Consider the following 26,347-nt stretch of genomic DNA (forward strand, 5'->3'; position numbering starts at 1 on the left):
TCAGCGCCCCTTCCATTCCGGTTGACGTTTCTCGGCGAAGGCGGCCAATCCTTCGCGGTAGTCGGCGGAGTTCAGCACCTCGTCGACGAACGGGACCTGGTTCTGCCAGCTCTCGGCGTCCGTCCACTCCTGACAGCGGCGCACGATGGCCTTGCTCGCTCGTACCGCCACCGGCGCCGCGGCCGCGACCTCCGCGGCGAGCTCGAGCGCCACCTCGAGCGCCGCGCCGGGTTCGGCGAGGCGATTGACGAGGCCCAGTTCGTGGAACCGTTCGGCGGACCATGTCGCGCCGGTCACCACCGCCTCCATGGCGATGGCGTACGGGATTCGCTTGGGCAGCCGGAACAGTCCACCACCCATGGCGGGAAAGCCACGCTTGGCCTCGGGAAGGCCCAGCTTCGCCGTGCGCGAGGCGACAACGAGGTCGCAGCTCAGACAGAGCTCGAGCCCCCCACCCACGGCGTGTCCCTCGACGGCCGCGATGAGTGGCTTGTCCGGTGGCTGGGCCATGATCCCGGCGCCACCGCGACGTTCCGTCTTGCCGAGCTCGCCCCTGGCCGCGGCGATGATGTCCTGCCCCGCGCAGAACACGCCGCCCGCGCCGGTCAGCACGGCGACCCGAAGGTCGTCGTCGCTGTCCAGTTCGTCGATCGCCGCTTCCATCGCGTATGCCGTTGCCCGGTCGAACGCGTTCTTCCGCTCGGGCCGGTTGATCGTGATGACGGCGATGCCGCCCTGCCGTTCGAGCCGAACCAGTTCGCTCACGCCGCCGCCTTCCGGTAGATGGTGACGACGCCCGCGCTGCCAAGGCCGAGGTTGTGTGCCAGTCCGACGCGGGCGCCGTCGACCTGACGGCCCTCCGCCTCCCCGCGCAACTGCCAGCTCAGCTCGGCACACTGGGCGAGGCCCGTCGCCCCCAGCGGGTGTCCCTTGGAAATGAGCCCGCCGGAGGGATTGACCACCCACTTGCCGCCGTAGGTCGTCGCTCCGGCGTCGACGAGCGCCCCGCCCTCGCCTTCGGCACACAGTCCCAGCGCCTCGTAGGTGAGGATCTCGTTGATCGAGAAGCAGTCGTGCAGCTCGATCACGTCGATGTCGTCCGGGCCGAGCTGCGCCTGCTCGTACGCCTGCTCCGCGGCGCGCTTGCTGACCCCTGTGCCCACGATGCTGAGCGCGTTGTCGTAAGCGTCCTCGGTGTCGGTGGCCAGCACCTGCCCCACGATCTCGACTGCCTGATCGGCGAGCCCGTGCCGCTCGACGAACTCCTCGGAGACCACGACGGCCGCGGCCGAACCGTCCGAGGTGGGCGAACACTGCAACTTGGTCAGCGGATCGCACACCAGCGTGGACGACAAGATCTCGTCGAGCGAGTACACCTCCCGGAACTGCGCGTTGGGGTTGGCCGCGGAATGCCGGTGGTTCTTCTCCGCGACCTTGGCGAACTGTTCCGCCGTGGTGCCGAAGCGCTCCATGTGCTCCAGCCCCGCCGCACGGAACATCTCCAGCACGATGGGGGCGCCGGTCGGCTCACGCAGCCGGGAAGCCGCCTCGACGAACTTCTCCACCGGGTTGGCCGCCTGCGGATGTGCGGGTGCTCCGAGCGAGCCGGGCCGCATCTTCTCGAAACCCAGCGCCAGCACGCAGTCGGCGAGGTTCCCGGCGACGAGCTGCCGTGCGTAGAACAGCGCCGACGACCCGCTCGCGCAGTTGTTGTTCAGGTTCAACACGGGGATGCCGGTCATGCCCAGCTCGTAGACGGCTCGCTGGCCCGCGGTCGAGTCGGCGTGCACGTAACCCACGCAGGCCTGTTCGATGTCCGGGTAGGTGATGCCGGCGTCGGTCAGCGCCGCGGTCGCGGCCTCGCGGGCCAGCTCGGGGTAGTTGGGGTCGGGCTTGCCTGGCTTGGTGAACCTGGTCATGCCGACACCGACGACGAATACACGTTTCATGCGTTCTGTTTTCCGATCCTTCAGTGTGTGGCGCCCGGCCCGTACTGATCCCGCACCATCCGGCGCAGCACCTTGCCCACAGGGCTCTTCGGAAGTTCCGTCCCGAAGCGGACGCTGGTGACTCTCTTGACCGGGCCGACCTTCTCGCGCGTCCAGGCGATCAGCTCCTCTTCGGACGCACTTGCGCCGTCCGCCAGCACGACCAGTGCCATCGGGGTCTCGCCCCATTTGTCGTGCGGGATCCCGACAACCGACGCCTCACGAACCGCGGGGTGGGCGACCAGAGCGTTCTCCACCTCGGCCGGCCACACGTTGAAGCCGCCCGAGATGATCATGTCTTCCTTGCGGTCGGTGATGAAGAGGTATCCGTCCTCGTCGAGGTATCCCATGTCGCGGGACAGGACGGATCCGTCCGGGAGCTTGCGCGCCCGGGTGGCGTCCGGGTTCCCCCAGATCTCGGTGAACCCACCCGGCGTGTCGAACGCGATCTCGCCGATCTCGCCCTGAGGCAGCGCCACACCGTTCTCGTCCACGATGGTGATCCGGGTGTTCGCGGTCGGCTTGCCCGCGGACCGCAGATAGCGGCCGCCCCGTGCGGTGTGATCCTCCGGGCGCAGGCAGCTGACCGGGGCGCCCTCGCTCTGCCCGTACAGCTGCAGCATGATGTCGCCGAAGACCGAGCGTGCCTCGTTCAACGCGGTCTCGGTCATCGGCGAACCGCCGTAGACGATGGCTCGCAGGCTGCTGAGGTCTGTCGTCCGAGCGGCGGGGTGCCGCGCCGCGAGCTGCACCATGGTCGGGACGCCGAAGGTCAGTGTGCAGCGATGCCGCTCGACAGCCGCCAGGAACTCACCTGGTTCGAACGCGCGGAGCACGACGACGGAACCACCCGCCGCGAGCACGCCGGGCACCGGCATGATCGTGGCGTGTGACAACGGGCCGCCGGCCAGGTACGAGTCCTCTGGACCCAGCACCGGCAGGATCGACGCCGTCTCGGTGCCCATACCGGTCCACGCCCGCACCGAATGTAGAATCCCTTTCGGTTTTCCGGTCGTTCCCGCCGAGAACCGAATGGTCTGCGGGGCGTCGGGCGGCATCTCGATTCCGCGGTCCTCGGACGACGCCGCTGCCAGGAGCTCCTCGTAGTCGAGGACCCCGCTGGGCGCAGCGCCGTCAAGCACCAGGACGTGACGCACCGTGGAGGCGGCCTCGATGTGGGGACCGATGGCGTCGTAGTGCCGCCGTTGCACGATCAGCACGCTCGCGCCGATGCTGTTCAGCAGGTACAGGTTCGTCTCGGCGCTGTTGTGCGTGTAGAGCGAGGCCCGTACGTAGCCACCGAGCGCGATGCCCAGGATCAGCTCGAGCGCCTCCGGGCTGTTGTCGGTGAGCGTGGCGATCCGTTCGCCCTGGCCGACGCCCAGTTCCGCCAGCGCGTTGTCCAGCTGACAGGAACGCCGGTAGACCTGCTCGTAGGTCTGGATCGTGCCGTCGCAGACGATCGCCGGCCGTTCCGCGTGCCGCTTGCCTCCCGTGCGAATCAAACTCGCAAGGTCCATCGCAAGACCTTCCCGTGAGATGTCCGGATGCCCGATTCGCGACGATCGCGCGGGCCGTGACGTCACGCTATGAGCCGCTGGAACGCGCAACAATGGACCGAACCGACACTCGGTGGTGGTGGATCGGCACAGCTCCCCCCGCGCGCCGGCGCATCCTGGGGGTTGCGGAGGTGGGTTAGGCTGTGCCGAGCGGAGTGCTCGAACGACCGGAGACAGCCGTGCCTGATACCGCGCTGTGCAGCGAGTGGTCATCCACACCCGAGATGACGCCCGGCGAATCGCGCGAGCTCTGGCGGCGGATCGCCACCAGCTATCAGTGCAACATGACCTGCGACTTTCCCGACGGTGACGAGGGAACGAGCACCCTGACCCGGCTGCGCACCGAGCGGAACCAGGTGCTGGCATGGCGTTCGCCGCAGGTGCGGTATCGCAGAAGGTCCGAGCACATGCGCGAGGACGGCATCGACTCGTACGTCCTGCTCCTGCCGGTCGCGGGTGCGGTGGACGTCAGCGTCGACTTCAGCAGGACGACCCTGCGGCCCGGCTACGGAGCCCTGATCGCGACGACCCAGCCGTTCGACGTCACCCACACCCACCACGCGCGGCTGCGGGCGGTCACCATCGAGCGCCGGACCATTCACCACCGATTGAACAAGGCCACCGAGTTCGTCGCGCCCATCGACCTGGCGGCCGGGTTGGGTGGTGTCGTGCACGATCTGCTGGACAGCGCCCTGCGGATGGCCGACCAGCTCTCCTCGAACCAGTTCGACGCGGTGGTCGACCGGCTGATCGAGTTGGTGTGCGTACTGGTGGGCACCGACATGGTCAACGCCGGTGATCACTTCAGCGAGATCGAGGCGGCGATCCGCCGCTACGTGCGGGACAACGCGCACGAACCCGACCTCAACAGCGAGATGATCGCCGCCGCGCTGGGGTGGTCGGTGCGACAGATCCAACTGGCACTACAGCGGGCCGGGACCACTTCCCGTGAGCTGATCAAGGAGGAGAGACTGTCGCTCGCGCACGATCGGCTCGTCAGTCCCGCGTACAACCAGACGACCATCACCGAGCTCGCCCACCGCTGCGGCTTCGCCTCTCCCGGTAGGTTCAGCACGGCCTTCCGGGAGCGGTTCGGCATGACACCCCGCGAACTGCGTGGTACTCATCGCTGACCCCTCGGCGAGCCGCATGGTCGCCGGCGGCCTTGCCCGGAATGTCCACCGAGGTCGTCGAATGCGCCGTGCTCGCGGGCGCTGCCCGCGATCTTGTCGCTGACGGGTGATCACCTGCTCACCGTGGTGCGTGGCGGGCGTGTTGAAGGCGTGCTTTCACCCCACGCAGCGAGAATGACTCCCGCGGTCAGGCCAGCTGCGGGAACGAACCGTAGGCAGAACGCGAGAAAGATCCGGCCGACCTCGTCGGCGGCGGACACCGGGCGCGACCCGTCGACACCGCGCTCAGGGCACCAGACCGCTCCGGCGCGGCAACGCGTCCGGCATTCGGCACCGACATACCGCCGGTCCGTCCGACCTCGCCTCAACCCTCCGTTCTCCTCCGGGTCACGAGGTCGCGGCGGAGAGCGAACTTCTGGACCTTGCCGCTGGGTGTCCGGGGGAAGTCGGCCACCTCGTGCAGCTCCTCGGGCCACTTCTGCTTCGCCAGGCCCGCCCGCTCGCAGTGGGCGCGCACCTGGTCGATCGTCGGCATCGCGTGCCCCGGCCGGACGCGCACCATGGCGGCGGCGTGTTCGCCAAGCCGGTCGTCGGGCGCCGCGACCACAGCCACCTCCCCCACCGATTCGAGCGTCAGCAGCACCTCCTCGACCTCGAGTGCGCTGATGTTCTCGCCTCCCCGGATGATGAAGTCGGCCTTCCGGTCGGCGATCGTGAGATACCCGTCGTCGTCGAGCACCCCGATGTCGCCGGTGTGGTACCAGCCTTCCTCGTCGAACGCCGCCTCCGTGAGCGTGTCGTCGGTGTAGCCGAGGCACAGGTCCGGCCCCCTGCTGAGGATCTCGCCGTCCTCGGCCAGCCGGAGGTCCACACCGGGAAGGGCCTTGCCGTCCGTGTACAGCCGTTTGCTCGCGGGCGCGGTGTACGGCGCGGCCGTGATCGACGGGTGCTCGGTGCTGCCGTACGAGCGGAACACGGTGATGCCCAGGCCCGCCAGCCGCTCCGCCACCGCAGCGGGCACGGCGGACCCGCCGAGCCCGGCGTACTGCAGCCCGCGCAGGTGCGCCGGCGTGAAGCGTGGATGGTCGAGCAGGCTCGTGACGTAGTAGGGCACTCCGCCTCCGATCGTGAGTCCCTCCCCCTCGATCAGATCCAGCACCGCGCCCGGGTCCCAGGCGTCGGCGAGGTTCACCGGGGTCCTTTCCAGCACCGGCACGAGGAACGCGTTGACCATCCCGATGAAGTGCCCCACCGGAGCGGCGGTCAGCTGGTCTCCCCGGTCGGGCGGGTAGCGCTCCGCGAGCTGTCGCGTCTCGAAGCCGAGGGTCTGGTGGCTGTGGACGACTCCCTTGGGATCGCGGGTGGTGCCGGAGGTGAACGCGATCACCGCGGGGCCCGCCGGGTTCGCCGCGAGCAGGCCCGGCATCGGCTCCGGACCGAGCAGGTCGTCGAAATCCTCGCCCACCACGCCGACGACGGGTACACCGGCGCACAGGTCCGGCTGGTGGCGCAGCCTGCCGAACTCGGCCGCCGTGATGAACACTTTCGGCTCCACGGCCTTGAGGATGTAGCCGAGCTCCTTGCGGCCGTAGATGTGCACGACGGGCACCACCACCGCGCCGAGGAACGACGACGCCCAGAACACCGCCGCCGCCTCCATCCAGTTGGGCAGCTGGAACGCGATCACGTCACCGGGCCCCACCCCTCGAGCCCGCAGGCCACCCGCGAGCCTGCGGGCGAGGTGTTCGACGTCGCGGAACGTTCCCGAGAACGGCCGCACCGTGGAATGCACGCGGAACGGGGTGTCCGGGGCGGCATCCAGACCGCGCACCAACAGGTCGCCGAGCGTGTCCCTGGTCCACCACCCCTGCTCCTCGTATCGCTCGACCAACGCGGCGGGAATCGTTCGCATGCCTGCAACTCCAATGCTCGACCGTTCGAAAACGTGCTAGCTTCGTTCTGACCGTCCCTTATGGAGGGAGCAGCGATGGGCACTCCGCCGATCGATCTGGACGGAATCCGGGAACTGGGCCGGGAGCTGAGCAACTGGGGACGCTGGGGTGACGACGACCAGCTGGGCACCCTCAACCTCATCACCCCGCAACGGGTGAGCGCCGCGACGCGCCTGGTGCGACGCGGGGCACGCTTCGCGCTGTCCATCCCGGCCGACGAGAACGGGCCCCACGACGTGCGGACCAGCGGCCGGTTCAACCCCATCCACACGATGACGCGCTACCGGGGCGACGACCCGCACGGGCGGCTCGCGGAGTTCCGTTCGGCCGAGGACATGGTCATCCTCGGCACTCATTCCTCGACGCACTTCGACGCGCTCTCGCACCTCTGGTACGACGACCTGCTCTACAACGGAGTCCACCACGAGTCCGCCCTCACCGCCTGGGGTGCTCTGCACTGCTCGATCCAGAACCTCGCCGAGGGAGTGGTGTCGCGCGGCGTCCTCGCGGACCTCCCCCGCCACCTCGGAACCGATTTCCTCCCGCCGGGCCACCCGGTCCGGCCTGCCGATCTCGATGCCGTGCTCGACGCCGCCGGGATAGCGCCCGAACCCGGCGACGTGCTGTTGCTGCGCACGGGGACGCTGCCCGCGCAACGCCGGGGCGCCGACGTCGGGGCCGGTGGTTCGCCAGGGCTCACGTGGGAGTGCGCCCGCTGGATCCGCGACCACGGGATCGCGGCCGTCTGCGCGGACAACTTCGCGGTCGAGGTGCTCGGCCCGGCCGGGCGCGGGCCGAGGATCCCGTTCCACATGCTGGCGATCAGGGACATGGGCCTGCTCCTCGGCGAGCTCTTCGACTTCGAAGGGCTCGCCGAGGACTGCACGCGGGACGGCCGGTACGAGTGCCTCTTCGTCGCGGCCCCGTTGAACCTCCCTGGGGGCGTCGGGTCGCCGCTCAACCCGCTCGCCCTCAAGTGAGGAGCTACGGCTGGATCCACAGTTCCTCGGGTAGCAGCGAGCCGTAGCCGTACTGCACCACGCCACCCACGTTGTCGGCGCTGACCGCGCTGGCCGCCGACCGGGTGTAGAAGATCCCGGGCACGATCTCCGCGAGCCGCTGCTGCACTCGCTCGTAGGCGGCCTTGCGTTCCTGTTCCGAGGTCGACTCGCGGCCCTGCTGCAGCGCGGCGTTGAGCTGTTCGTCGTCGATCCCGGTCACGTTGCCCCGCGAGTCCCCGTGGAAAACCGTCCACAAGCGAGGCTCGGGGTCGATGAAGAACGCCGACGAGATGAGCATGTCGAAGTCGTGGCTGGCGTGCAGCGACGCGACCTCCGTGTGGTCGACGATCTCGACCCGCACCTCGACGTTGCGGAACGTGCTCAGCTGCGCCTGCACGCTCTCGGCGACGGCCTTGCTCTCCGGCGACGGATAGCTCTTGAACGTGAACGAAACGGGGTTGCCCTCGGCGGCCAGCTCGTCGAAGAGCCTCTGCGCGGCGGCCTTGTCGGTCTTCACCAGCTGCTGGCCGGAGTGAAACGGCGAGGACTCCGTGAACAGCGTCGGCACGAGTGAGCCCTTGCCGTTGTAGACGGTCGTGTCCATCGCGCGCAGGTCGAGCGCGGCGGCGACGGCTTGGCGCGCCCGCACGTCGTCGAACGGCGCCCGGCGCGCGTTCATCGCCAGGTACTGCCCGCCGTTCAGCGGCATGGTGTCCACGGCGAACCCCGCGTCGCGGGCCGTGGCCATCGTCGCCCAGTTCGTGTCGACGGCGACGTCGGCTCCCCCGCTCGTCAACGTGTTGATCCGCTGGGTGGAGTCGTTGATGCTGCGCAGGGTGATTCGGTCGAGGTACGGCTTGGGCGCGTCCCAGTACTTCGGGTTCTTCACCAGCTCGATGGAGTCCTGACGGGTCCACGACTCCACGGTGAACGGGCCGGCGCCGACCGGCTTCGCGTCGAACGCCCGCTGCCCGGCCCGCAGCGCGGTCGGCGAGGCGATCCAGTTCAGCGAGCTGGAAACCAGGGCCTGGGCGTAGTTCGGGATCGGCTCGACCATCGTGATCTTCAAGGTCCTCGTGTCGACGACCTCGGTCGTTTTCGCCAGCGACGCCTCCTGGATGTTCGAGGCCGCCGAGCCGGTTGCCGGGTCCTTGATGCGGTCCCAGTTGAACTTCACCGCCTCCGCGTTGAAGGGACTGCCATCGGAGAACGTCAGCCCTTCCCGCAGCGTCAGCTCGAAGGTCGCACCGCCGTCCTCGGTGACCATGCTCTCCGCGAGCTTGTACTCGATCTTGCCCGTCTTCGGGTCGTTCACCATCAACGTGCCGTAGATCGCGTTGCCGAGCACGGCGTTGAACGCCCACGCGTTGCCCATGATCGCGGGGTCGAGGCTCCTCGGCTCGTTGATCTGGATGACGCGGGCGGTACCGCCCGCCACGGGTTCACCCGTGGCGCCGCCCTGGTCCGCGCTCGTGCCGCCGCACGCACTGAGCAGTAGCACCGCGGCGACCGCCAGCGCCGGTAATGGCCTGTTTCGGATCATCGTTGACCTCTCATCAGCCGTTCGGGATGGGACGTGCTAGGGCTGGATCCAGAGCTCCTCCGGGAGGAGCGAGCCGTGGCCGTACTGCACCACGCCGCCGACGTTCGAGCCGGTGATGACACTGGGCGCCGGCCTGCTGACGAAGATGGCGGGCACCAGCTCGATCAGTCGCTTTTGGACTTCCTCGTAGGCAGCCTTGCGTTCCCCCGTGGACGTCGCCGTGCGACCCCGTTGCAGCCCGGCGTCGAGCCGGTCGTCGTCGATACCGGCGAGGTTGCGCCTGGAGTCGCCGTGGAAAGCCGTCCACAGCCGGGTCTCCGGGTCGGCGAAGTAGGCGGAGCCGACGAGCATGTCGAAGTCGTAGGTGCTGCGCAGGGCGAGCACCTTGGTGATGTCGACGACCTTCACCTCGACGTGGACGTTGTCGAACGCGCTGAGCTGCGCCTGGACGTTCTCGGCGATGGCCCTGATCTCGGTGGTGGGTCCACTGGTGAAGGTGAAGGAGACCGGCTTGCCCTCGGCGGCCAGCTCGTCGAACAGTCGCTGCGCCTCGGCCTTGTCCGTCCTCGCCAGCGGCAGGTCCGTGTGGAACGGCGAGGAGTCGGTGAACAAGGTGGGAGCGGCCAGGTTCTCTCCGTTGTAGACGCTGACGCCCATCGCGCGCGGGTCGAGCGCCGCGGCCACCGCCCTGCGTGCCCGCACGTCGTCGAACGGCGCCCTGCGGGTGTTCATGGCGACGGTGATGCCGCCGTTCAGCGGGACGAGCTGTGTGTTCAGGCCGGCCTCGCGGGCCTTCGCCAGGTTGCCCCAGTTCGTCTCGATGGCGACGTCCGCGCCCCCGCTGACCACGGTGTTGAGCCGCTGGCTGCCGTCGCTGGACGTGCGCAGCGTGAGGCGGTCGAGATACGGCTTCGGCGCATCCCAGTACCCGGGGTTCCTGACGAGCTCGATCGCGTCCTGCCGGGCCCACGACTCCAGCGTGAACGGGCCCGCGCCCACCGGCTTCTCGTCGAATGCCCGCTGCCCGGCCCGCAGCGCCTTCGGTGAGGCGATCCAGTTCAGCGAGCTGGTGACCACGGCCTGCGCGTAGTTCGGCACCGGTTCGGCCATCGTCACCCGCAGGGTCGTGGTGTCGAGCACCGCCGTTGAGGCGATCATCGACGCCTCGTGCACGTAGGACGACCCTGTGGCCGGGTCCTTGAGCCGGTCCCAGTTGACCTTCACGGCCGCGGCGTCCAGCGGGCTGCCGTCGGAGAACCGCAGCCCCGGCCGCAGGCTCAGCTCGAAGGTCGCGCCGCCGTCGGTGGTGGCGAAGCCCTCGGCCATCGTGTGCTCGATCTTGCCGGTCTTCGGGTCGTTCACCATCAACGTCCCGTAGAGCGCGTTGCCGAGGAACGCGGTGAGCACGTACTCGTTGCTGAGCGCGGCGGGATCGAGCCCGCGTGGCTCGGTGATCTGCAGGACGCGCGCACTGCCGCCCGCCACCGGTCGCCCAGGGTCGGCCGGGCCTGCCGCCGGGCCGCCACACGCGGACAGCGGGAGAACCGCCGCCAGCGCCAGCGCGAGGAACCGCCCGCGCCTGCTCATGGCCGGCCTCCCCCGGACGGCCCGAGGCGCAGGGATCGGGTGGGGCACGCCTCGACGGCGTTGCGGATGTCGTCGTCGGGGTCACCATGCTCGTCAACGATGCTGACCCTGCCGTCGTCGTCGAGCTCGAAGGTGCCTGCCGCGTAGAACGTGCACACCCCGGTGCCCGCGCACGTCTCGGGCGTGACGCTGAGTGAGAGCCGCTCGCCACCGGTCATCCGAACACCACCGGCAGGTCGCTCGGGGCGCGCATGTGCAGGCCCATCAGTACCGGACGCGGTGCGTCGGGATCCCAGCGCAGGTCCGGCAGCCGGTCGAGGATCGCGTTGAGCGCCACGGACATCTCCGCCCTGGCGACGTGCATGCCAAGGCACACGTGGGGACCGCTGGCGAAGGACAGATGGGGCTTGACGCGCCGGAAGATGTCGAACCGGTCCGGGTCGGGCCACCGGCTCGGGTCGTGGTTGGCCGCGGTCAGGCACAGCGCCACGCGGGACCCGGCGGGGATGTCCACCCCGCCGAGCGTCGTGTCGTGCGCGGTGAGCCGGAAGAAGGTCGGGTCGGTGACCTCCCAGCGCAGGGACTCCTCGACGGCCGCGCGCACCAGCGAACGGTCCCGGCGCACCGCGTCCAGCTGGTCGGGGTTGTTGAGCAGCGCCCAGAGCGTGATGCCCAGCTGCCGCCATGTCGTGCCCGAGCCCGCGGTGAGCAGCAGGCGCGCGTAGGCGAGCACGTCGTCGTCGGTGAGTGCGTGCCGGGTCCCGTGTTCGTCCACAACGGACTCGCTGATCAGCTTGCTGATCAGGTCGTCGCGCGGATCGCCGCGGCGGCGCGCGATGACGGGCAGGAGGATGTCGGCCGCGGCGGCCGAGGCGGCGAGCCGGTCCGCGCGCTCGGTCCCAGCGCTGATCATCTGCTCGATGTGCTCGCGCAGACGCAGGGCCTCGTCCATCGGCACCCCGAAGCTGCCGGTGATCGTGAGCAGCGGCAGCAGCGCGCAGAACTCCAGGTTCAGGTCGGCACGCCCGCGCCGCTCGAACCGCGTCAGCAGGCTGTCGGTGATGCCGGCGATCCAGCGGTCGATCCACCACTGCGTCATGTTGCGGGCGAAGACGGGCTGGGCCACCGCCCGGTATCTGGCGTGCTCGGCGCCGCCCATCGCGAGGATGTTGCGACCGAAGGTGTCGAAGGTGCCGCGCATGGCGTCGGAGGTGTAGGTTTCCGGGTCGCGGAACACGGTGTTGACCGTGTCGAAGCTGAACGCGGAGTAGACCGGTTCCGGGTACGGCAACGGGTGTTCGGGATCGACCGCGCCGAGCACCTCTTCCACGCTGCCCACGTGCACCGGGCCGGACTCGCGAGCCAGCCTGAGGTCGGTGTGGAAGTTTTCGACGTAGTCCCCGCCGGACCTGGATCTGCGGAACTGCCCGCTCGTGTCGAACAGCGTGCGGATCATGGCGGGATCGAGCTGAGCGATCTCGTCGAGCATGTCGTCTCCTGTGTCAGTGGCTCACCGCGGTCAGGTGTTTGGCCTGCTGGTAGGCCCGGATGCCCTCGCGCCCGCGTTCCCGCCATTCGCCGCTCCGCCGCCAGCCACCCGAGGAGGCGAACGCGCCGAAGTAGCCGCCGTTGACGAGCACCGTGCCCGCGCGGATCCGCCTGGCCACGGCCAGCGCCTCTTCGGTGGGCCCGAACACCCCGCCGGACAGCCCGTACACGGTGTCGTTCGCGAGCTCCACGGCGTGGTCCACGTCGCGGTAGCCGAGCACCGAGACCACGGGGCCGAAGGTCTCCTCCTGCGCGAGCGGGTTCGCGGTGTCCGGGAGGTCCACCACGGTCGGCTCGAAGAAGTGGCCGCCCAGCTCGGGTCTGGGCCTGCCGCCCGTGACCACCCGGCCGCCGTGCCGCCGCGCGGCCGCGACGTGGTCGGCGCAGCGGGTGACCTGCGCTGCGCTGATCACCGGTCCCACGTCGGTCTCCGGGTCCCGCGGATCGCCGAGCCGCAGCGCGGCGACGCGTTCGGCGGCCTGTGCCAGCACCTCGTCCTTGCGGGCCTGCGGCACGAGCACGCGGGTCTGCAGCACGCACCCCTGCCCTGCCATCGCCCGCATGACCGTCGCGATGCCGTCAGCGGCGCGGTCGACGGCGCCGGGCAGGTAGATCCCGGCCGACTTGCCGCCGAGTTCGAGCAGCACGCGCTTGAGGGTGGGCGCGGCCTGCTCCATGATCGCGGACCCGACCGACGTGGAGCCGGTGAAGGACACCGCGTCGACCCGGGGGTCGGTGGTCATCAGCCGCGCTCCGGCGTCGCCCTGTTCCACGAGCACGTTCAGCACGCCAGGAGGAAGACCGGCCTCCTTCGCGGCCGCACCCAGCGCCAGCACCGTCAGCGGCGCGAGCGGGCTGGGCCGCAGCACCACGGTGTTGCCCGCGAGCAACGCGGGGACGACCTTCCACAGCGCGAGGAACAACGGAACGTTGTAGGCGGGGATGGCACTGACCACGCCGAGCGGCTCCCACGTCAGGACGCTCGTGGCGACCCGCCCTCCGGTGACGAGCGCGTCGAGAGGGACCGGGTTGTGCTCCTCCTCCGGCAGCGACGCGTGGATACGGACGGCGTCGCGAGCCTGTCCGAGCGCGCCGTCCACCTGGACGCCCCTCGCCGAGGCGACGAGGGCTCCGGTCTCGGCGACGACCGTTTCGCCGAGGTGCTCGCGCCGGGCCTCCAACGCGGCGACGAACCGGAGGACGACCGCCGCCCGTTCGGCGGCGGGGATCCCGGGCCAGTCGCCGCGGTCGAAGGCACGGCGCGCGGCCAGCACCGCGCGCTCGAAGTCGGCGACCCCCGCTGTCGGCACCTCGGCCACGGTCGACAGGGTGGCCGGGTCGGTCACCCGCAGCGGATCTCCCCCGCCGAGGTGGTCACCATCCACATAGGATCGCAGGCCTTCCAGGCCGGTGGTGGACGCGGTCATCAGAGGCTCATGCCCGCGTCGAGCGGCAGTGCCACCCCGGTCACCGCGAAGGCCGCGTCGGACACGAGCCACAGGATCGCCGCGCTGACGTCGGCCGGCTGCAGCCGGTCCACCGGAAGCACCCTGGTGATCTGGGCGAAGTTGCTGGAGTCGACCATCGGCGACTGCGGGTTGTTGATCATGAACGTGTCGACGGCCGTCGGGTGGACGACGTTGACCCGGATGTCGTGCTGGCCGAGCAGTTTGGCCCAGCCCTTCGCCAGGCCCACCACGCCGTGCTTGGCCGCGGTGTAGCCGGACATGCCGCCAGAGCCGTCGGTCATGCCCTTGAGTCCCGCCGTGGAACCGGTGATCACGATCGATCCGCCCCGGCCCTGTTCGACCAAGGGACGCTGGGCGACCTTGAGCGTGTTGAACACGCCGGTGAGCATCACGCCCACCGCGTCGGCCCACCGGGCCGCGGCCTGTTCCAGCGTCTGCTCGGTCCGGTCACTGTGCAGCACGCCGGCGTTGGCCAGCACGATGTCCACGCCGCCGAGCTCCGCGATGCCGTGGTCGAGCGCCTTCGCCAGCGCCCCGATGTCGCGGACGTCGGCGATCGCGGTGACGCACCGCCTGCCCTGCTGTTCGACGAGACGCGCGGTCTCGGCGAGGTCGTCGGGCGTGGCCATGGGATACGGGACGGTCGGGATGTCGGCGCCGATGTCCACGGCGATCACGTCGGCTCCGTGCTCGGCGAGCAGCACGGCGTGCGATCGGCCCTGACCTCGGCCCGCACCGGTGATGAACGCGACCTTGCCGTCCAGCTGCCCCATGATTCGGCGCCTCCTCGATGAGTGCCCGTGCTCGGGATGAGGGAAACCGGCCACACCTCGAGCGGGCCGAGAACGATTGAGCGACCGGCCTTCCCGATCGCGTTTCGCAGAGTAAGAGCAAACACGATCGCGAGTCAAGAGAACGATATTCTCGCAGTAAATAGACCTTTCAAAGCGCATGGAGAAGCTTATGGACATATGCGGTTCTACCGGATACCGTCGAAGGCCGACGCGTTGACGGAGAGCGATATTTCCGCCCCCGCATCTCGCAGCTGACCCCCTCACCGTGGAGGAGCGACGACAATGCGATCGGCATCATTGCCGCCGGACGATCCGGGTCCCGTCTTCGATGGCGTCCAGGTGCTGGAGGTCGCCCAGTGGACGTTCGCTCCGGCCGCGGCCGCGGTGCTGGCCGACTTCGGCGCTTCGGTGATCAAGATCGAGGATCCGGTCACCGGAGACCCGCAGCGCGGCCTCGCCTCCTCCGGCGTGGTGCCGATGGTCGGCGGGGTCAACGTCGTGACGGCACAGACCAACCGGGGCAAGCGCAGCGTCGGGCTCAACCTGCGTGACCCGCGCGGACACGAGCTGCTCCTGCGGCTCGTGGAAAGGGCCGACGTCTTCGTCACCAACTTCCGGGGCCCGGCACGGCGGAAGCTCGGCTTCGACGAGGACACGGTGCGGGCCCGCAACCCGCGCATCGTCTACGCCCGCGCCACGGCGCAGGGCGCGCGCGGGCCGGACGCCGACCGCGGCGGGTACGACTTCACGTCGTTCTGGATGCGCAGCGGGATCGCGGCGGCGCTCACCGCCGAGGACGCCGACCGGCCACTGCCCCAGCCTCCCGCCTTCGGCGACAAGGCGGGCGCGATGAACCTCGCGTTCGGCATCGCGGCGGCGCTGTACCGCAGGGAACGAACCGGCGTGGGCTCCACTGTGGACGTGTCGTTGCTCGGGTCGGCGCTCTGGCAGCACTCCAGCGCGATCCTCTACAGCTGGGGGCTCGACCGGGAATTCCCCGTGGTAACGGGACGTTCGGCCAACCCCATCGCACGCTCGTACCGGACCGGGGACGGGCGGTGGATCGCGCTCATGATGATCGAGTCCGACCGGTGGTGGCCCGACCTGTGCCGCCACCTCGACCGGCCCGACCTGCTCGCGGACGAACGGTTCGCCGACGCGGCCGCCCGCTCGGCGAACCACGACGCCTGCGTCGCCGAGCTCGAACGCGTCTTCGCCGCCCTGCCGCTGCGGGAGTGGGAGCGCAGGCTCTCCGATCTCGCGGGCCCGTGGGCGGTCCTGCGCTCGATGCGGGAGACGGCGACGGACCCGCAGGTCGTCGAGAACGGCTACGCGGTCCCGGTCGACCACGACGGCACCGAGGTCCGGCTGATGAGCGCGCCCGTGCAGTTCGACGAGCAGGTGCCCGAGCTTCGCCGGGCTCCCGAGCACGCCGAGCACTCCGAACAGGTCCTCCTCGAACTCGGCTGCGACTGGGCCGAGATCACCCGGCTCAAGGACGCCGGCGTGGTGTGACCGGGAACGAACCACCAGCCAACACACGGAAAGGACCAACCGCCATGACGGCAACGCAACCGGACCTCAACTGGCTCATCTCGGTGGACGACCACGTGCTCGAACCGGGCCATCTCTGGCAGACGTGGCTGCCGGAGCGCTACCGCGACCGCGGGCCCAAGCTCGTGATCGAGGAGGACGGCAAGGGCACCTGGTACTACCTCGGCATGAAGCAGCGGGCCAGCGGGCTGTCCGCGACCGTCGGCAGGGCGAAGAACCAGATCAGCCCCGAGCCACTGGGCTACGACGAGATGCGGCCCGGCTGCTACGACGCGGCGGCCAGGGTCGAGGACATGAACGAGGGCGGCATCCTCGCGTCGATGACGTTCCCGACGTTCCCCGCGTTCTGCGGCCAGACCTTCTACCGGGGCGAGGACAAGGAGCTCGGGCTCGCCTGCATCGAGGCCTACAACAACTGGATGATCGACGAGTGGTGCGCGACGGCGCCGGGCCGGTTCATCCCCCTCACCCTCATCCCGCTGTGGGACCCCGAGGCCGCGGCCACCGAGGTCCGCCGGGTGGCCGAGCGCGGCGTGCGGGCGGTCGCGTTCAGCGAGAACCCGGAGCCACTCGGCCTGCCGACGATCAACGACCCCGACCGGTACTGGGACCCGTTCTTCCGCGCCGCCGAGGAGTGCGGCGTGGTGCTCTGCATGCACGTCGGCTCGTCGTCGCAGATCCCGTCGATCAACTCGAACACCAACTTCATGGCCAATTTGTCCTGGGGCGCCGTGCGCACCTCGGGCACCATGCTCGACTGGCTGTTCAGCGGAGTGTTCGAACGCTTCCCCCAGCTCAAGATCTCGCTCGCCGAGGGCAACATCGGCTGGATCCCCTACTTCCTCGAACGCGCCGAGCAGGTGATCGACAAGCAGCGCTTCTGGTTCCAGCGCGGCATCGACTACGACCCCGGCAAGGGCAGCAAACAGGAGCGCACCGACGACGGCGCGCACACCATCGACTACCTCAACTTCGACATCCGGCAGAGCTTCCGCGACCACATCTACGGCTGCTTCATCGACGACATCGCCGGGCTGCGCAACCTCGACCTGATCGGCGAGGACAACGTGATGATCGAAACCGACTACCCGCACTCCGACACCACGTGGCCGAACTCGATCAAGCTCGCGCGCGACCGGCTCGCCGGCATGAGCCCCGAGGTGCAGTACAAGGTCCTGCGGGGCAACGCGGAGCGGCTGTTCCAGTTCACCCCGGCCGACACGGCGAACCTGCCCGTGCCCGGCGGCGTGGCGTGAGCGACGCCGGCGCCACCATCGTCGGGCTCGGCCTGAGCCCGCAGGGTCGCCGGCTCGGGTTCTCCTCGAGGGAGCTGCGCAGGCAGGCCATCGACGCGGCGTTGAACGACGCGGGACTGCGCCGGGAGCAGATCGACACGTGCATCTGCTTCGGCGCGATGCCCGAGGACCTGCGCTACGCGGGCCTGTCACCGAGGATGTCGTTCGCGCTGAGCTCGGGCGGCGCCTCCCCCGCGCTGTCGGTGGTGGTGGCCGCCGGGCTCCTCGCGACCGGGCAGGCCGAGTACGTACTGAGCGTCTACGGGGAGGCGTTCACCGGCGACGCGCCCAAGCTGGAACCGAACCACGGCGGCGCGGGCAGATCCGACATCGGCGGGTACAGCTACGGCTACCCGTACCTGTACGGGCTGGTGGGACCGGGCGCGGTCTACGCGCTGGCGGCGCGGCGCTACCTCGACCGGTTCGGCGCCTCCTCGGAGGACCTGGCCGCGGTGGCGGTGGTCGAACGGGATCACGGCAGCGTCCGGCCCGGCGCGATCGGGTACGGACAGCCCATCACGGTGGCCGAGCACCAGGCGTCCAGGATGATCGTCGACCCGCTGCGCCTGCTCGACTGCTCCCGTCCCACCGACGGCGGCGCCGCCATCGTGCTCACCTCGGCTGCCCGCGCCGCCGACTGCGCGGGCAGCCCGGTGGAGGTGCTCGGCGCGGGCTGCGGGCACAACATCACGAACTGGTGGGACGGCACCATGGTCAGCCGCTTCGGTGCGGCGCCGGACGCCGCGCGGCGGGCGTTCGGCGAGGCGGGCGTCGGCCCGGAGGACATGTCGAGCGCTCAGCTCTACGCGCCGTTCACCATCGCGACACTCCTGCAACTGGAGGAGTACGGGTTCTGCGGCGAGGGCGAGGCGCCCGCGTTCGTCGCCGAAGGGCACACCGCCGCGGGCGGAAGCCTGCCCACCAACACCGGCGGCGGGCAGCTCTCGGGCTTCTACGCCACCGGGTTCACGCCGCTGTCGGAAGGGATCCTGCAGGTGCGGGGACAGGCCCCGACGAACCAGGTGCCGGACGCGGAACTGTGCCTCGTCAGCGGCAGCGGCGGCAACGGCGGTGTGCACGGGTCGTGGGCCCACGTCTCGCTCGTGCTGGGCAGGCCGCGGTGAGCGCGCCGAGGCCCTACCCGGGCGACGTGGCCCCTGACCGGGTGGACGAGGAGTTCTGGGAGGGTTGCCGCCAGGGCCGCTACCTGCTCTTCCGGTGCACGACGTGCGATCACGCCGTCTGGCCCGCGGGCGGCTGCCCTCGGCACGGCCTGGCGCCGATGGTGTGGAAGGAGGCGACCGGACAGGGCCGGCTGCACTCCTGGACCGTGGTGCACCAGCGGTACGCGAACTCGTTCGCCGACCCGCCGCCCAACGTCGCGGTGGTGGAGCTGGACGAAGGACCACTGGTGCACTCCACCGTGCTCGGCGCCGCGCGGCTCGAGCTCGGGATGCGGCTGGAGGTCTTCTTCGAGGACATCGGGCAGGGCGTCGTGCTGCCCGTCTTCCGGCCAACGGCACAGGAGGGAGAGAGCACTGGACCCGGATAGGCTGGCGCCCGTGCAGGTCGAGCCGGGCTGGGCCGGGCGAATCGCCCGGCACGCCACCGTACGCCCCGACGCGGGGTCCTACGTCGGGCCGAGGACGAAACTCGTCACGGCGGGGCAGCAGCTGCTGCTCGAACGCGGCGACACGACGTACACGATCGACGAGCTCGTGCGCAGGGCCCACGTCGCGATCAAGACGTTCTACCGGTGCTTCGCGAACAAGGAGGAGTTCCTGAAGGAGGTCTTCATGACCTCCGTCGCCGGTGCGACCCCGCGCATCCGGGAGCAGATCCTCTCCAGCGCCGACGATCCGCTGGCGCGGCTGCGGCTCGCGGTCACCTGGCCGCTGGAGTGGCGCCGCGAGAACGGAACCGTCAGCCGGGTGATCGCGAAGGAGCACATGCGGCTGGCCGTCACCAGCCCGGAGACGATCGCGGAGACGAGCCGCTCCTACGAGGCGCTGCTCAAGGAGTTCGTGCTCGCCGCGCAGGAGGAAGGGCAAATCCGTCCGGCCGATGTGGACTGGGACGTCCACATCATCACGTCGGTGGTCACGACGTCGTTTCACACGATGATCCTCGGGCCGGGCGAACCGGGTCACCACGGCGCGCTCGCCGAGAACGTCTGGCGGTTCTGCCTCACCGCCCTGCACGGCGATCCCGGCTGAGTGTTGCGTCCGCGACCGAGCCCAGCCTAGGGTGCGATGTAATACGTTACATTTCCGGGGAGGTCGCGGTGGGCACGCGCGGACGGGTGACCAAGGTCAGCGTCGCCGACCTCGCCGCCGAGCTGGAGGTGTCGACCGCGACGATCTCCAGGGCGCTCAACGGCAGCCCCGCCGTGCGGCCCGAGCTCGCGCAGCGGATCCGGGAGCACGCCGAGGCGCGCGGCTACGTGGCCAACCGCATGGCAAGGGCGCTCAGCGCGAACGTCAGCCGCGCGTTCGTCGGCTTCGTCATCCCCTACGTCGACACGCCCGCGTACTCGTCGGTCGCCGCGGAGTGCGCGCGGCTGCTGTCCGCCGACGGCACCCAGCTGATCCTCACGATCACGGAGAACGACCCGGAGCGGGAGCTCCACCAGCTCAAGGACCTGGTCGCCAGCCGCGTCGCCGGACTGATCATCTCGCCGAGCACGCACATCCTCGAGGCGAGCAAGCAGCTCCTGTCGAACCTGCCCGTCGTGGAGTTCCACCGCGCGTGCGGCATCGCGGCTCCCGGTGTGTTCAGCGAGGACGAGCAGGCGATGTCCGAGGCGGTGCTGCACCTCGCCGCGCTCGGCCACACCAGGATCGGATATCTCGGCACGCCGGAGGCGCTGTCGAACGGTGCCGCCCGGCTGCGCGGGATCCGCCGCGGGCTACAGCTCGCCGGCCTGGACCGCGGCGCGCTCGCGACGCGGTTGCTGGAGCCGACCACGGAGAACGGCGGGCGTGGCGTGCGGGACCTGCTCGACGGCTCGCGCCCGCCCACCGCGCTGATCGTCGGCGGTGGCGCGCTCTCGATCGGCGCGGCGCGGGCCGTGCACGAGAGCGGCAGGCGGCTGCCCGACGAGCTGTCGCTCGTCGTCTACGGGCACCCGAGCTGGTTCGCGCTGAGCGATCCCCCGCTCACGCGGATCACCGTCGACTACCAGGATCTGGCACTGCGCGCCGCGCGCCTGCTCGGCACCGTGCTCGACAGCGGGCCCGCGCGCGGCGGGGAACCCGAGCCCCAGTTCGTCACGGCCCAGCTGCACCTCGCCGGGTCCACCGGACCCGCGCCCAAAGGGTCTCAGGCGAGCGACCGGAAGTCCCGCCGGTAGTAGACGGCGGGGGTCGCCGGGCGCAGGTGAGCTCGCTCCACCTCGCCGACCAGGATCGTGTGATCGCCGCCGGGGTGCCGCGCGTGCGTCGCGCAGTCCAGCCGGACGCAGGCGCGGTCGAGAGCGGGCAGCCCACGTTCGTCCACGGTGAACCCCGCGTCGGCGAACTTGTCCGCGCCCTTGCTCGCGAAGCGCAGCGCGAGCGCGGCGTCGGCGGGATCGATCACGTGCACCAGCCAGTGCGAGGCCCGCTGGAAGGCGGGATGGCACCGCGCCGACCGCGAAAGGCACACGAGCACGAGCGGCGGGTCCATCGACACCGAGCAGAACGACGTCGCCGTGAAGCCCCACCACCGGCCCTCGGCGTCGGCGGTGGTCACGATGGTGACCCCGCTCGGGAAGCTCGCCATCGCCTCCTTGAACAACCGGGCGGGCTCACTCCGTCCCGGACTCGCGTCCACGCTCATGGCGTACGTCCCTTCGTCGGCTCATCCGTCCTTTGTGGTCATTCGATGCAAGGCGTTTCAGCAAGCGATGTAATCGATTACATACGCGGACCTTCTTGAGTGAACACGACCGCCGCCGGAGTCGTCAAGGGGACTTGACAGCGGCCCGCCTTGTCAGGTTCGCTGAGGAGCGAAGCCGATGTAATCGATTACATTCCTGATGTAAAGGATTACACAGCAGCCTGAGAAGGGACATCGATGTCCGCACGAGCACTGTCCGGCATCCGGGTCGTCGACGCGGCGACCCTCGCTGCCGGGCCGCTGGTGGCGACCTGGCTCGGCGAGTTCGGCGCCGAGGTGATCAAGGTCGAGCAACCCGGCGGCGGAGACCCGCTGCGCCAGTGGGGCGCGCAACGAGACGGCGTCGGCCTGATGTGGAAGAGCCTGGGCCGCAACAAGAAGTCGGTGACCCTAGATCTGCGGAAGGAGGCGGGGCGGGAGCTCCTGCGCGAGCTAGCCCGGGGTGCCGACGTGCTGGTGGTCAACTTCCGGCCGTCGACGCTGGCGAAGTGGGGGTTCGACTACGAGAGCCTCGCGGCGGAGAACCCGGGCCTGGTGCTGGTGCACGTCACCGGCTTCGGCTCGGGTGGGCCGAACAGCGACCGGCCCGGCTTCGGCACGCTCGGCGAGGCCATGAGCGGGTTCGCGCACCTCACCGGAGAGCCCGACGGTCCCCCGACGCTGCCGTCGTTCATGCTGGCCGACGGCGTGGCCGCGCTCAACGCGACGTACGCGGTGATGATGGCGCTCTACCACCGCGATGTCCACGGCGGCGGCGGTCAGCTGATCGACATCAACCTCATCGAACCGCTCGCGCGGCTCATCGAGCAGTCCGTGCTGACCTACGACCAGCTGGGCACCATCCCCGGCCGCACCGGCAACCGCTGGGAGATCAGCGCGCCGCGCAACACCTATCGCACCAAGGACGGGCGCTGGCTCGCGATGTCGGGCAGTGCGCCGACGATCGCGAAACGCGCCCTGCGGGCGATCGGCCGTCCCGAGCTCACGGAGGACCCCCGGTTCGCCGAGGCCCAGCAGCGGCTACGCAACGCCGCGGAGATCGACCGGCTCATGGCCGAGTGGATCGCCGAACGCACGCTCGAGGACGCGATGGCGGTGTTCGAGCGGGCCGAGGTCGCCGCCGCGCCCGTGTACGACGCCGAACAACTGCTGGCCGATCCGCAGCTGAGGGCGCGCGGGACCTATGTGGACGTTCCGGATCCCGACCTCGGTTCCATGCGGGTGCAGGGACCCGTCCCCCGCATGTCGGCGACGCCGGGCCGGGTCGAGCACCTCGGGGCCGCCGTCGGCGAGCACAACGACGAGGTCTACGGCGGCCTGCTCGGATTGAGCGAGGACCGGCTCCGGCAGCTGCGCGCCGAGGGGGTGATCTGAGATGTCCCGTCCCGTCAGGGCCCGCCGCTCCGAGCTCGCGACGCCGGCCAGCAACGACTGGATGTTCGAGAAGGCAGCCGGATCCGGCGCCGACCTCGTGTTCCTCGACCTGGAGGACGCGTGTGCGCCCGCCGAGCGCGAGGCGGCGCGCGGCAAGGCGGTGACCGCGCTGCGAGACCTGGACTGGGGCCGCACCACGCGCGCGATCCGGATGAACGCGATCGACACGTGGTGGGCGCACGGCGACGTGATCGAGGTGGTGACCGGTGCTCGCGACGCGCTCGACGTGATCATCGTGCCGAAGGTCCGCCGGGCACGGGACGTGTGGTGGGTCGACGTTCTCCTCACGCAGCTGGAACAGCGGCTCGGGCTCGAGAAGCGGATCGGGCTGGAGGTGCTCATCGAGGAGGTCGAGGGCCTGCAGCACGTCGACGAGGTCGCACGGTCCAGCGACCGGCTGGAGGCGATCATCTTCGGGGCCGGGGACTTCTCCGCCTCGCAGGGCGCCAGGGTGGACACCAACTTCGACCCCGTCCTCCCCTACCCCGGCGACCTGTGGCACTACGCCCGCTCGCGGGTGGTGGTGGCCGCGCGCGCCGCCGGGATCGACGCGATCGACGCGCCGTTTCCGAACTACCGCGCGCCCGAGGACTACCGCGTGGCGTGCGAGCGCGCCAGCGTCCTCGGCTACGTCGGCAAATGGGCCATCCACCCCAGCCAGGTCGAGATCGCCAACGAGTGTTTCGCCCCGACACCCGACGAGATCGCCCACGCCGAGAAGGTGGTCGCCGCCTATCGCGAGAGCGAAGCGGGCGGACGCGGCGCCACCGGCCTCGACGGAATGCTCGTCGACGCCGCCCATCTTCGCCACGCCGAGACGGTCGCCCGCAAGGCCGCCCTGCTCGGCATCAACGGACAGCACACCGAAAGGACACGCTCATGACACGCCGGATGACCATGGTCGGCTTCATGCAGGCCGGCAACGTCACCGTCTACTCCGGATCGTGGCGCTACCCCTCCGCCGATCTGTCATTCCTCACCATGGACTACTACCAGCGCATCGCGCGGACCCTGGAGCAGGGCAAGTTCGACCTCGTCTTCTTCGACGACCGGCTCGCGATGCCCGGGATCTACGGCAACTCCGTGGCGGAGGCCGTGCGCCGCGGCGCGAGGCCGGTCAAGCTCGACCTCACCGCTGTGCTCGGCGGGATCATCGGCGCCACCAGCCGGATCGGGGTGGGCGCCACCTACTCGACGACCTACTACGAGCCCTTCCACGTCGCGCGGACGTTCGCCACGCTCGACCACCTTTCCGGTGGCAGGGCAGCGTGGAACGTCGTTACCTCGGTCAACGACTCGGAGGGGCAGAACTTCGGCCGCGACTCCCACTTCGGGCACGACGAGCGCTACGACCGGGCACAGGAGTTCCTCGAGGCCACGACCGCGCTGTGGGACTCGTGGGACGACGACGCGCTGATCATGGACCAGGAGTCCGGCGAGTTCGCCGACCCGGACAAGGTGCGTGAGGTGAACTTCGAGGGCAAGTGGTTCCGGGTGCGGGGCCCGCTGACCGTGCCGCGCACGCCGCAGGGGCGGCCGACGATCCTGCAGGCGGGCTCGTCCGGCCGCGGCCGGGAGTTCGCCGCCGAATGGGCCGACCTCGTCTTCACCGCCGACCCCGGCCTTTCCGTGGCGCAACAGCACTACAGCGACCAGAAGCAGCGCGTCGCCGAGTTCGGCCGCGACCCCGACGACGTCAAGATCCTGCCGATGGCCTACGCCGTGGTCGGGGAGACCCAGTCGATCGCGGAGGAGAAGGAGCGGCTGTTCCTCGACGCCTACGTGCACCCGGCCGCCTCGCTGGCGTTGCTGTCCGAGGTGATGAACTACGACTTCGCCAAGCACGACCTCGACGACCCGGTCACCGCGGAGATGACCGAGGCCAGTTCGGGGATCCGGGGACTCGCCGAGGGCGTCAAGCGGCACCTGAACCGCGACGACCTGACCGTGCGCGACCTCGCCGCGCACCGGGCGACCCTGCTGCAGGGTCCACGCTTCGTCGGCACCGCCGAGCGCGTCGCCGACCAGATGCAGGAGTGGTTCGAGAGCGGCGCCTGCGACGGGTTCGTGCTCGCGGCGACGCATCTGCCGGGTGCTTTCGAGGAGTTCGTGCGCATGGTCGTGCCGATCCTGCAAGAGCGTGGCCTGTTCCGGCGGGAGTACGAGGGCCCGACCCTGCGTGACCAGCTGGGCATCAAACGCCCCGGCTCCGTCCGCTGACGCGGCCGGACTGAACAACGTCGTTCAGCACTGGAGCACAAGGTGGTTTCCGGCCCATGACACTGCAGATCGTCTCACTCATCGTCCTTGTCGTCGCCTTCGTCCTCGGCACGACCCGTCCGCTCAACCTCGGCGTGATCGCCCTGGGTGCCACGTTCGCCGTGGGCGTCCTCGCCGCGGGACTATCCACTGAGGACGCGCTCGCCGGGTTCCCGGTCGAGCTGATGCTGATCCTGGTGGGGGTCACCTACCTGTTCAACGTGGCCAACGCCAACGGCACGGTCGACTGGCTCATCTCCAGCGCCGTGCGCATGGTCCGCGGCCGCACCGTGTTCATCCCGTGGATCATGTTCGCGGTCACGGCTCTGCTGTCGGCGATCGGCGCGGTCTTCTCGCCACCGATCGTCGCGCCGATCGCGCTGGCCTTCGCCGCGAAGAACCGCATTCCCCAGCCGATGATGGGCATTCTGGTCGTGCACGGCGCCGCGGCCGGGTCGCTGTCGCCGATCAGCGTCTACGGCGTCACCGTCGCGGGCGTGCTCGACCAGAGCGGGCTGCCGAGCGATCCGTGGGGGCTGTTCGCCCTCGCCTTCGTCGCGAGCATCATCCCGGCGATGATCGTCTTCGTGGCGTACGGCGGGCTGCGGCTCGGCCGCGCCGTAACCGAGCCCACCGGGCAAGCCGACGACGAGCCCACCGGTTCCGGCGGTGGCGTGCTGACGAGGACGCGGACCACGGCGCCCACGCTCACGCTGGACATCGCGCTCACGACGCTGGCGATCGCCGGGCTGTTCGTCGGCGCGGTGCTCGAACTCGACGTGGGCCTGCTGGCGATCACGCTGGCCACGCTGCTCGGCCTGTACCGGCACCAGCACCACGCCGAGGCCGTGCGCAAGATCCCGTGGTCGGTGGTGTTGCTCGTCACCGGGACGATCACCTACATCGGTGTGATGCAGGAGATCGGGGCGATCGATCTGCTGGGCGACGTCGCGCTCGGCGTCGGCGCGCCGATGCTCACGGTGCTGCTGCTCGGCTACGTGGCCGGCATCGTGTCGGCGTTCGCGAGCTCGGCGGGCACCATCGCGGCGCTGACCCCGCTCGCGGTGCCGTTGCTGCAGAACTCGACCATGTCGGTGCTCGCGGTGGTCGCGGTGATCGCGATCTCGGCGACGATCGTCGACGTGAGCCCGTTCTCCGGCAACGGGGCCGCCGTGATCGCCAACGCCACGGAGGACGCCCGCGACCGCGTGTACCGCACGCAGCTCGTCTACGGCGGGATCGTGGTGCTGCTCGCACCCGCGCTGCTGTGGCTGTCGATCATCCTCCCGTCGTCGGGGTGAGGTCCGACCGACCGCAGTGAAGGCCACCTTGCCTGCGTTGAACGCAGTGAA

General features: G+C 70.0%; 23 protein-coding genes. 12 read left to right on the forward strand and 11 right to left on the reverse strand.

Annotated features, from left to right (window positions below; genetic code table 11):
- Genes FCN18_RS14940 through FCN18_RS14950 form a run of 3 tightly spaced genes read right to left on the reverse strand, consistent with a single transcriptional unit; the run spans position 1 to position 3,508 of the window.
- Positions 1-765 (reverse strand): crotonase/enoyl-CoA hydratase family protein, encoded by a 765-nt coding sequence (locus FCN18_RS14940; protein ID WP_112267470.1) that lies wholly within the window; start codon positions 763-765, stop codon positions 1-3.
- Positions 762-1,949 (reverse strand): lipid-transfer protein, encoded by a 1,188-nt coding sequence (locus FCN18_RS14945; protein ID WP_112267472.1) that lies wholly within the window; start codon positions 1,947-1,949, stop codon positions 762-764. The genes FCN18_RS14940 and FCN18_RS14945 overlap by 4 nt, the downstream gene beginning before the upstream one ends.
- 20 nt (positions 1,950-1,969) lie before the next feature.
- Positions 1,970-3,508 (reverse strand): class I adenylate-forming enzyme family protein, encoded by a 1,539-nt coding sequence (locus FCN18_RS14950; protein WP_158303102.1) that lies wholly within the window; start codon positions 3,506-3,508, stop codon positions 1,970-1,972.
- Positions 3,509-3,726: 218 nt separating this feature from the next.
- Between FCN18_RS14950 and FCN18_RS14955 the strand changes: the two genes are divergently transcribed.
- Entirely contained in the window at positions 3,727-4,680 is a 954-nt protein-coding gene (locus FCN18_RS14955; RefSeq protein ID WP_147263911.1) for a helix-turn-helix transcriptional regulator, read from the forward strand.
- Between the two features lie 364 nt (positions 4,681-5,044).
- Here the strand turns inward: FCN18_RS14955 and FCN18_RS14960 are convergent, their stop codons facing one another.
- A complete protein-coding gene (locus tag FCN18_RS14960; protein ID WP_112267478.1) occupies positions 5,045-6,592 on the reverse strand; it encodes an AMP-binding protein in 1,548 nt (515 codons plus the stop codon).
- Between the two features lie 75 nt (positions 6,593-6,667).
- On the opposite strand from FCN18_RS14960, the gene FCN18_RS14965 reads away from it, so the two are divergent.
- Positions 6,668-7,612, forward strand: coding sequence for a cyclase family protein (locus FCN18_RS14965; protein WP_158303103.1), 945 nt, complete (start codon positions 6,668-6,670; stop codon positions 7,610-7,612).
- A 4-nt stretch (positions 7,613-7,616) separates the two neighbouring features.
- Here the strand turns inward: FCN18_RS14965 and FCN18_RS14970 are convergent, their stop codons facing one another.
- The 6 genes from FCN18_RS14970 to FCN18_RS14995 are packed head-to-tail and all read right to left on the reverse strand — an operon-like array spanning position 7,617 to position 14,553.
- On the reverse strand, positions 7,617-9,176 hold the full coding sequence (locus tag FCN18_RS14970) for an ABC transporter substrate-binding protein (RefSeq protein WP_137095385.1): 1,560 nt from the start codon (positions 9,174-9,176) through the stop codon (positions 7,617-7,619).
- Between the two features lie 36 nt (positions 9,177-9,212).
- Positions 9,213-10,763 carry an ABC transporter substrate-binding protein gene (locus tag FCN18_RS14975; RefSeq protein WP_137095386.1) on the reverse strand — a complete coding sequence of 517 codons (1,551 nt, stop codon included), beginning with the start codon at positions 10,761-10,763 and terminating at the stop codon, positions 9,213-9,215.
- Positions 10,760-10,981: a ferredoxin gene (locus tag FCN18_RS14980; protein ID WP_112267486.1), complete on the reverse strand. Its 222-nt coding sequence runs from the start codon at positions 10,979-10,981 to the stop codon at positions 10,760-10,762. Before FCN18_RS14980 ends, FCN18_RS14975 begins: the two co-directional genes overlap by 4 nt.
- The gene (locus FCN18_RS14985; RefSeq protein WP_113643861.1) at positions 10,978-12,252 is read right to left on the reverse strand and encodes a cytochrome P450; all 1,275 of its coding nucleotides are present in this window, start codon (positions 12,250-12,252) and stop codon (positions 10,978-10,980) included. Before FCN18_RS14985 ends, FCN18_RS14980 begins: the two co-directional genes overlap by 4 nt.
- Before the next feature lie 13 nt (positions 12,253-12,265).
- Positions 12,266-13,738: an aldehyde dehydrogenase family protein gene (locus FCN18_RS14990; protein ID WP_137095387.1), complete on the reverse strand. Its 1,473-nt coding sequence runs from the start codon at positions 13,736-13,738 to the stop codon at positions 12,266-12,268.
- A complete protein-coding gene (locus FCN18_RS14995; RefSeq protein ID WP_112267492.1) occupies positions 13,738-14,553 on the reverse strand; it encodes a mycofactocin-coupled SDR family oxidoreductase in 816 nt (271 codons plus the stop codon). The genes FCN18_RS14990 and FCN18_RS14995 overlap by 1 nt, the downstream gene beginning before the upstream one ends.
- A gap of 303 nt (positions 14,554-14,856) precedes the next feature.
- On the opposite strand from FCN18_RS14995, the gene FCN18_RS15000 reads away from it, so the two are divergent.
- From FCN18_RS15000 to FCN18_RS15025, 6 genes are all read left to right on the forward strand, one after another.
- Positions 14,857-16,089 carry a CaiB/BaiF CoA transferase family protein gene (locus FCN18_RS15000; RefSeq protein WP_112267494.1) on the forward strand — a complete coding sequence of 411 codons (1,233 nt, stop codon included), beginning with the start codon at positions 14,857-14,859 and terminating at the stop codon, positions 16,087-16,089.
- Between the two features lie 44 nt (positions 16,090-16,133).
- Complete coding sequence (locus FCN18_RS15005) at positions 16,134-17,384, forward strand: amidohydrolase family protein (protein WP_112267496.1); 1,251 nt, start codon at positions 16,134-16,136, stop codon at positions 17,382-17,384.
- Positions 17,381-18,547, forward strand: coding sequence for a thiolase family protein (locus FCN18_RS15010; protein WP_112267498.1), 1,167 nt, complete (start codon positions 17,381-17,383; stop codon positions 18,545-18,547). Before FCN18_RS15005 ends, FCN18_RS15010 begins: the two co-directional genes overlap by 4 nt.
- Positions 18,544-18,975: a Zn-ribbon domain-containing OB-fold protein gene (locus FCN18_RS15015; RefSeq protein ID WP_137095388.1), complete on the forward strand. Its 432-nt coding sequence runs from the start codon at positions 18,544-18,546 to the stop codon at positions 18,973-18,975. Before FCN18_RS15010 ends, FCN18_RS15015 begins: the two co-directional genes overlap by 4 nt.
- A 10-nt stretch (positions 18,976-18,985) precedes the next feature.
- Positions 18,986-19,639 carry a TetR/AcrR family transcriptional regulator gene (locus tag FCN18_RS15020; protein ID WP_158303104.1) on the forward strand — a complete coding sequence of 218 codons (654 nt, stop codon included), beginning with the start codon at positions 18,986-18,988 and terminating at the stop codon, positions 19,637-19,639.
- A 68-nt stretch (positions 19,640-19,707) separates the two neighbouring features.
- A complete protein-coding gene (locus FCN18_RS15025) occupies positions 19,708-20,775 on the forward strand; it encodes a LacI family DNA-binding transcriptional regulator (RefSeq protein WP_158303105.1) in 1,068 nt (355 codons plus the stop codon).
- On the opposite strand, the gene FCN18_RS15030 is transcribed toward FCN18_RS15025, so the two are convergent.
- Positions 20,745-21,242, reverse strand: coding sequence for a flavin reductase family protein (locus FCN18_RS15030; RefSeq protein WP_137095390.1), 498 nt, complete (start codon positions 21,240-21,242; stop codon positions 20,745-20,747). The two genes, FCN18_RS15025 and FCN18_RS15030, sit on opposite strands and share 31 nt — an antisense overlap.
- 237 nt (positions 21,243-21,479) lie before the next feature.
- Here FCN18_RS15030 and FCN18_RS15035 point away from each other — a divergent pair, with 237 nt between their 5' ends.
- The 4 genes from FCN18_RS15035 to FCN18_RS15050 are packed head-to-tail and all read left to right on the forward strand — an operon-like array spanning position 21,480 to position 26,296.
- Positions 21,480-22,676, forward strand: coding sequence for a CaiB/BaiF CoA transferase family protein (locus FCN18_RS15035; protein WP_137095391.1), 1,197 nt, complete (start codon positions 21,480-21,482; stop codon positions 22,674-22,676).
- A gap of 1 nt (position 22,677) precedes the next feature.
- Positions 22,678-23,619 carry an HpcH/HpaI aldolase/citrate lyase family protein gene (locus FCN18_RS15040; RefSeq protein WP_137095392.1) on the forward strand — a complete coding sequence of 314 codons (942 nt, stop codon included), beginning with the start codon at positions 22,678-22,680 and terminating at the stop codon, positions 23,617-23,619.
- Positions 23,616-24,956, forward strand: a complete 1,341-nt coding sequence (locus FCN18_RS15045) for an LLM class flavin-dependent oxidoreductase (RefSeq protein ID WP_228713962.1) — start codon at positions 23,616-23,618, stop codon at positions 24,954-24,956. The genes FCN18_RS15040 and FCN18_RS15045 overlap by 4 nt, the downstream gene beginning before the upstream one ends.
- A gap of 56 nt (positions 24,957-25,012) precedes the next feature.
- A complete protein-coding gene (locus tag FCN18_RS15050) occupies positions 25,013-26,296 on the forward strand; it encodes an SLC13 family permease (RefSeq protein WP_113643855.1) in 1,284 nt (427 codons plus the stop codon).
- Positions 26,297-26,347 lie beyond the last annotated feature (51 nt).

This window comes from Prauserella endophytica (assembly GCF_005146945.1).
In the GTDB taxonomy this organism is placed as follows: Bacteria; Actinomycetota; Actinomycetes; order Mycobacteriales; family Pseudonocardiaceae; genus Prauserella_A; species Prauserella_A endophytica.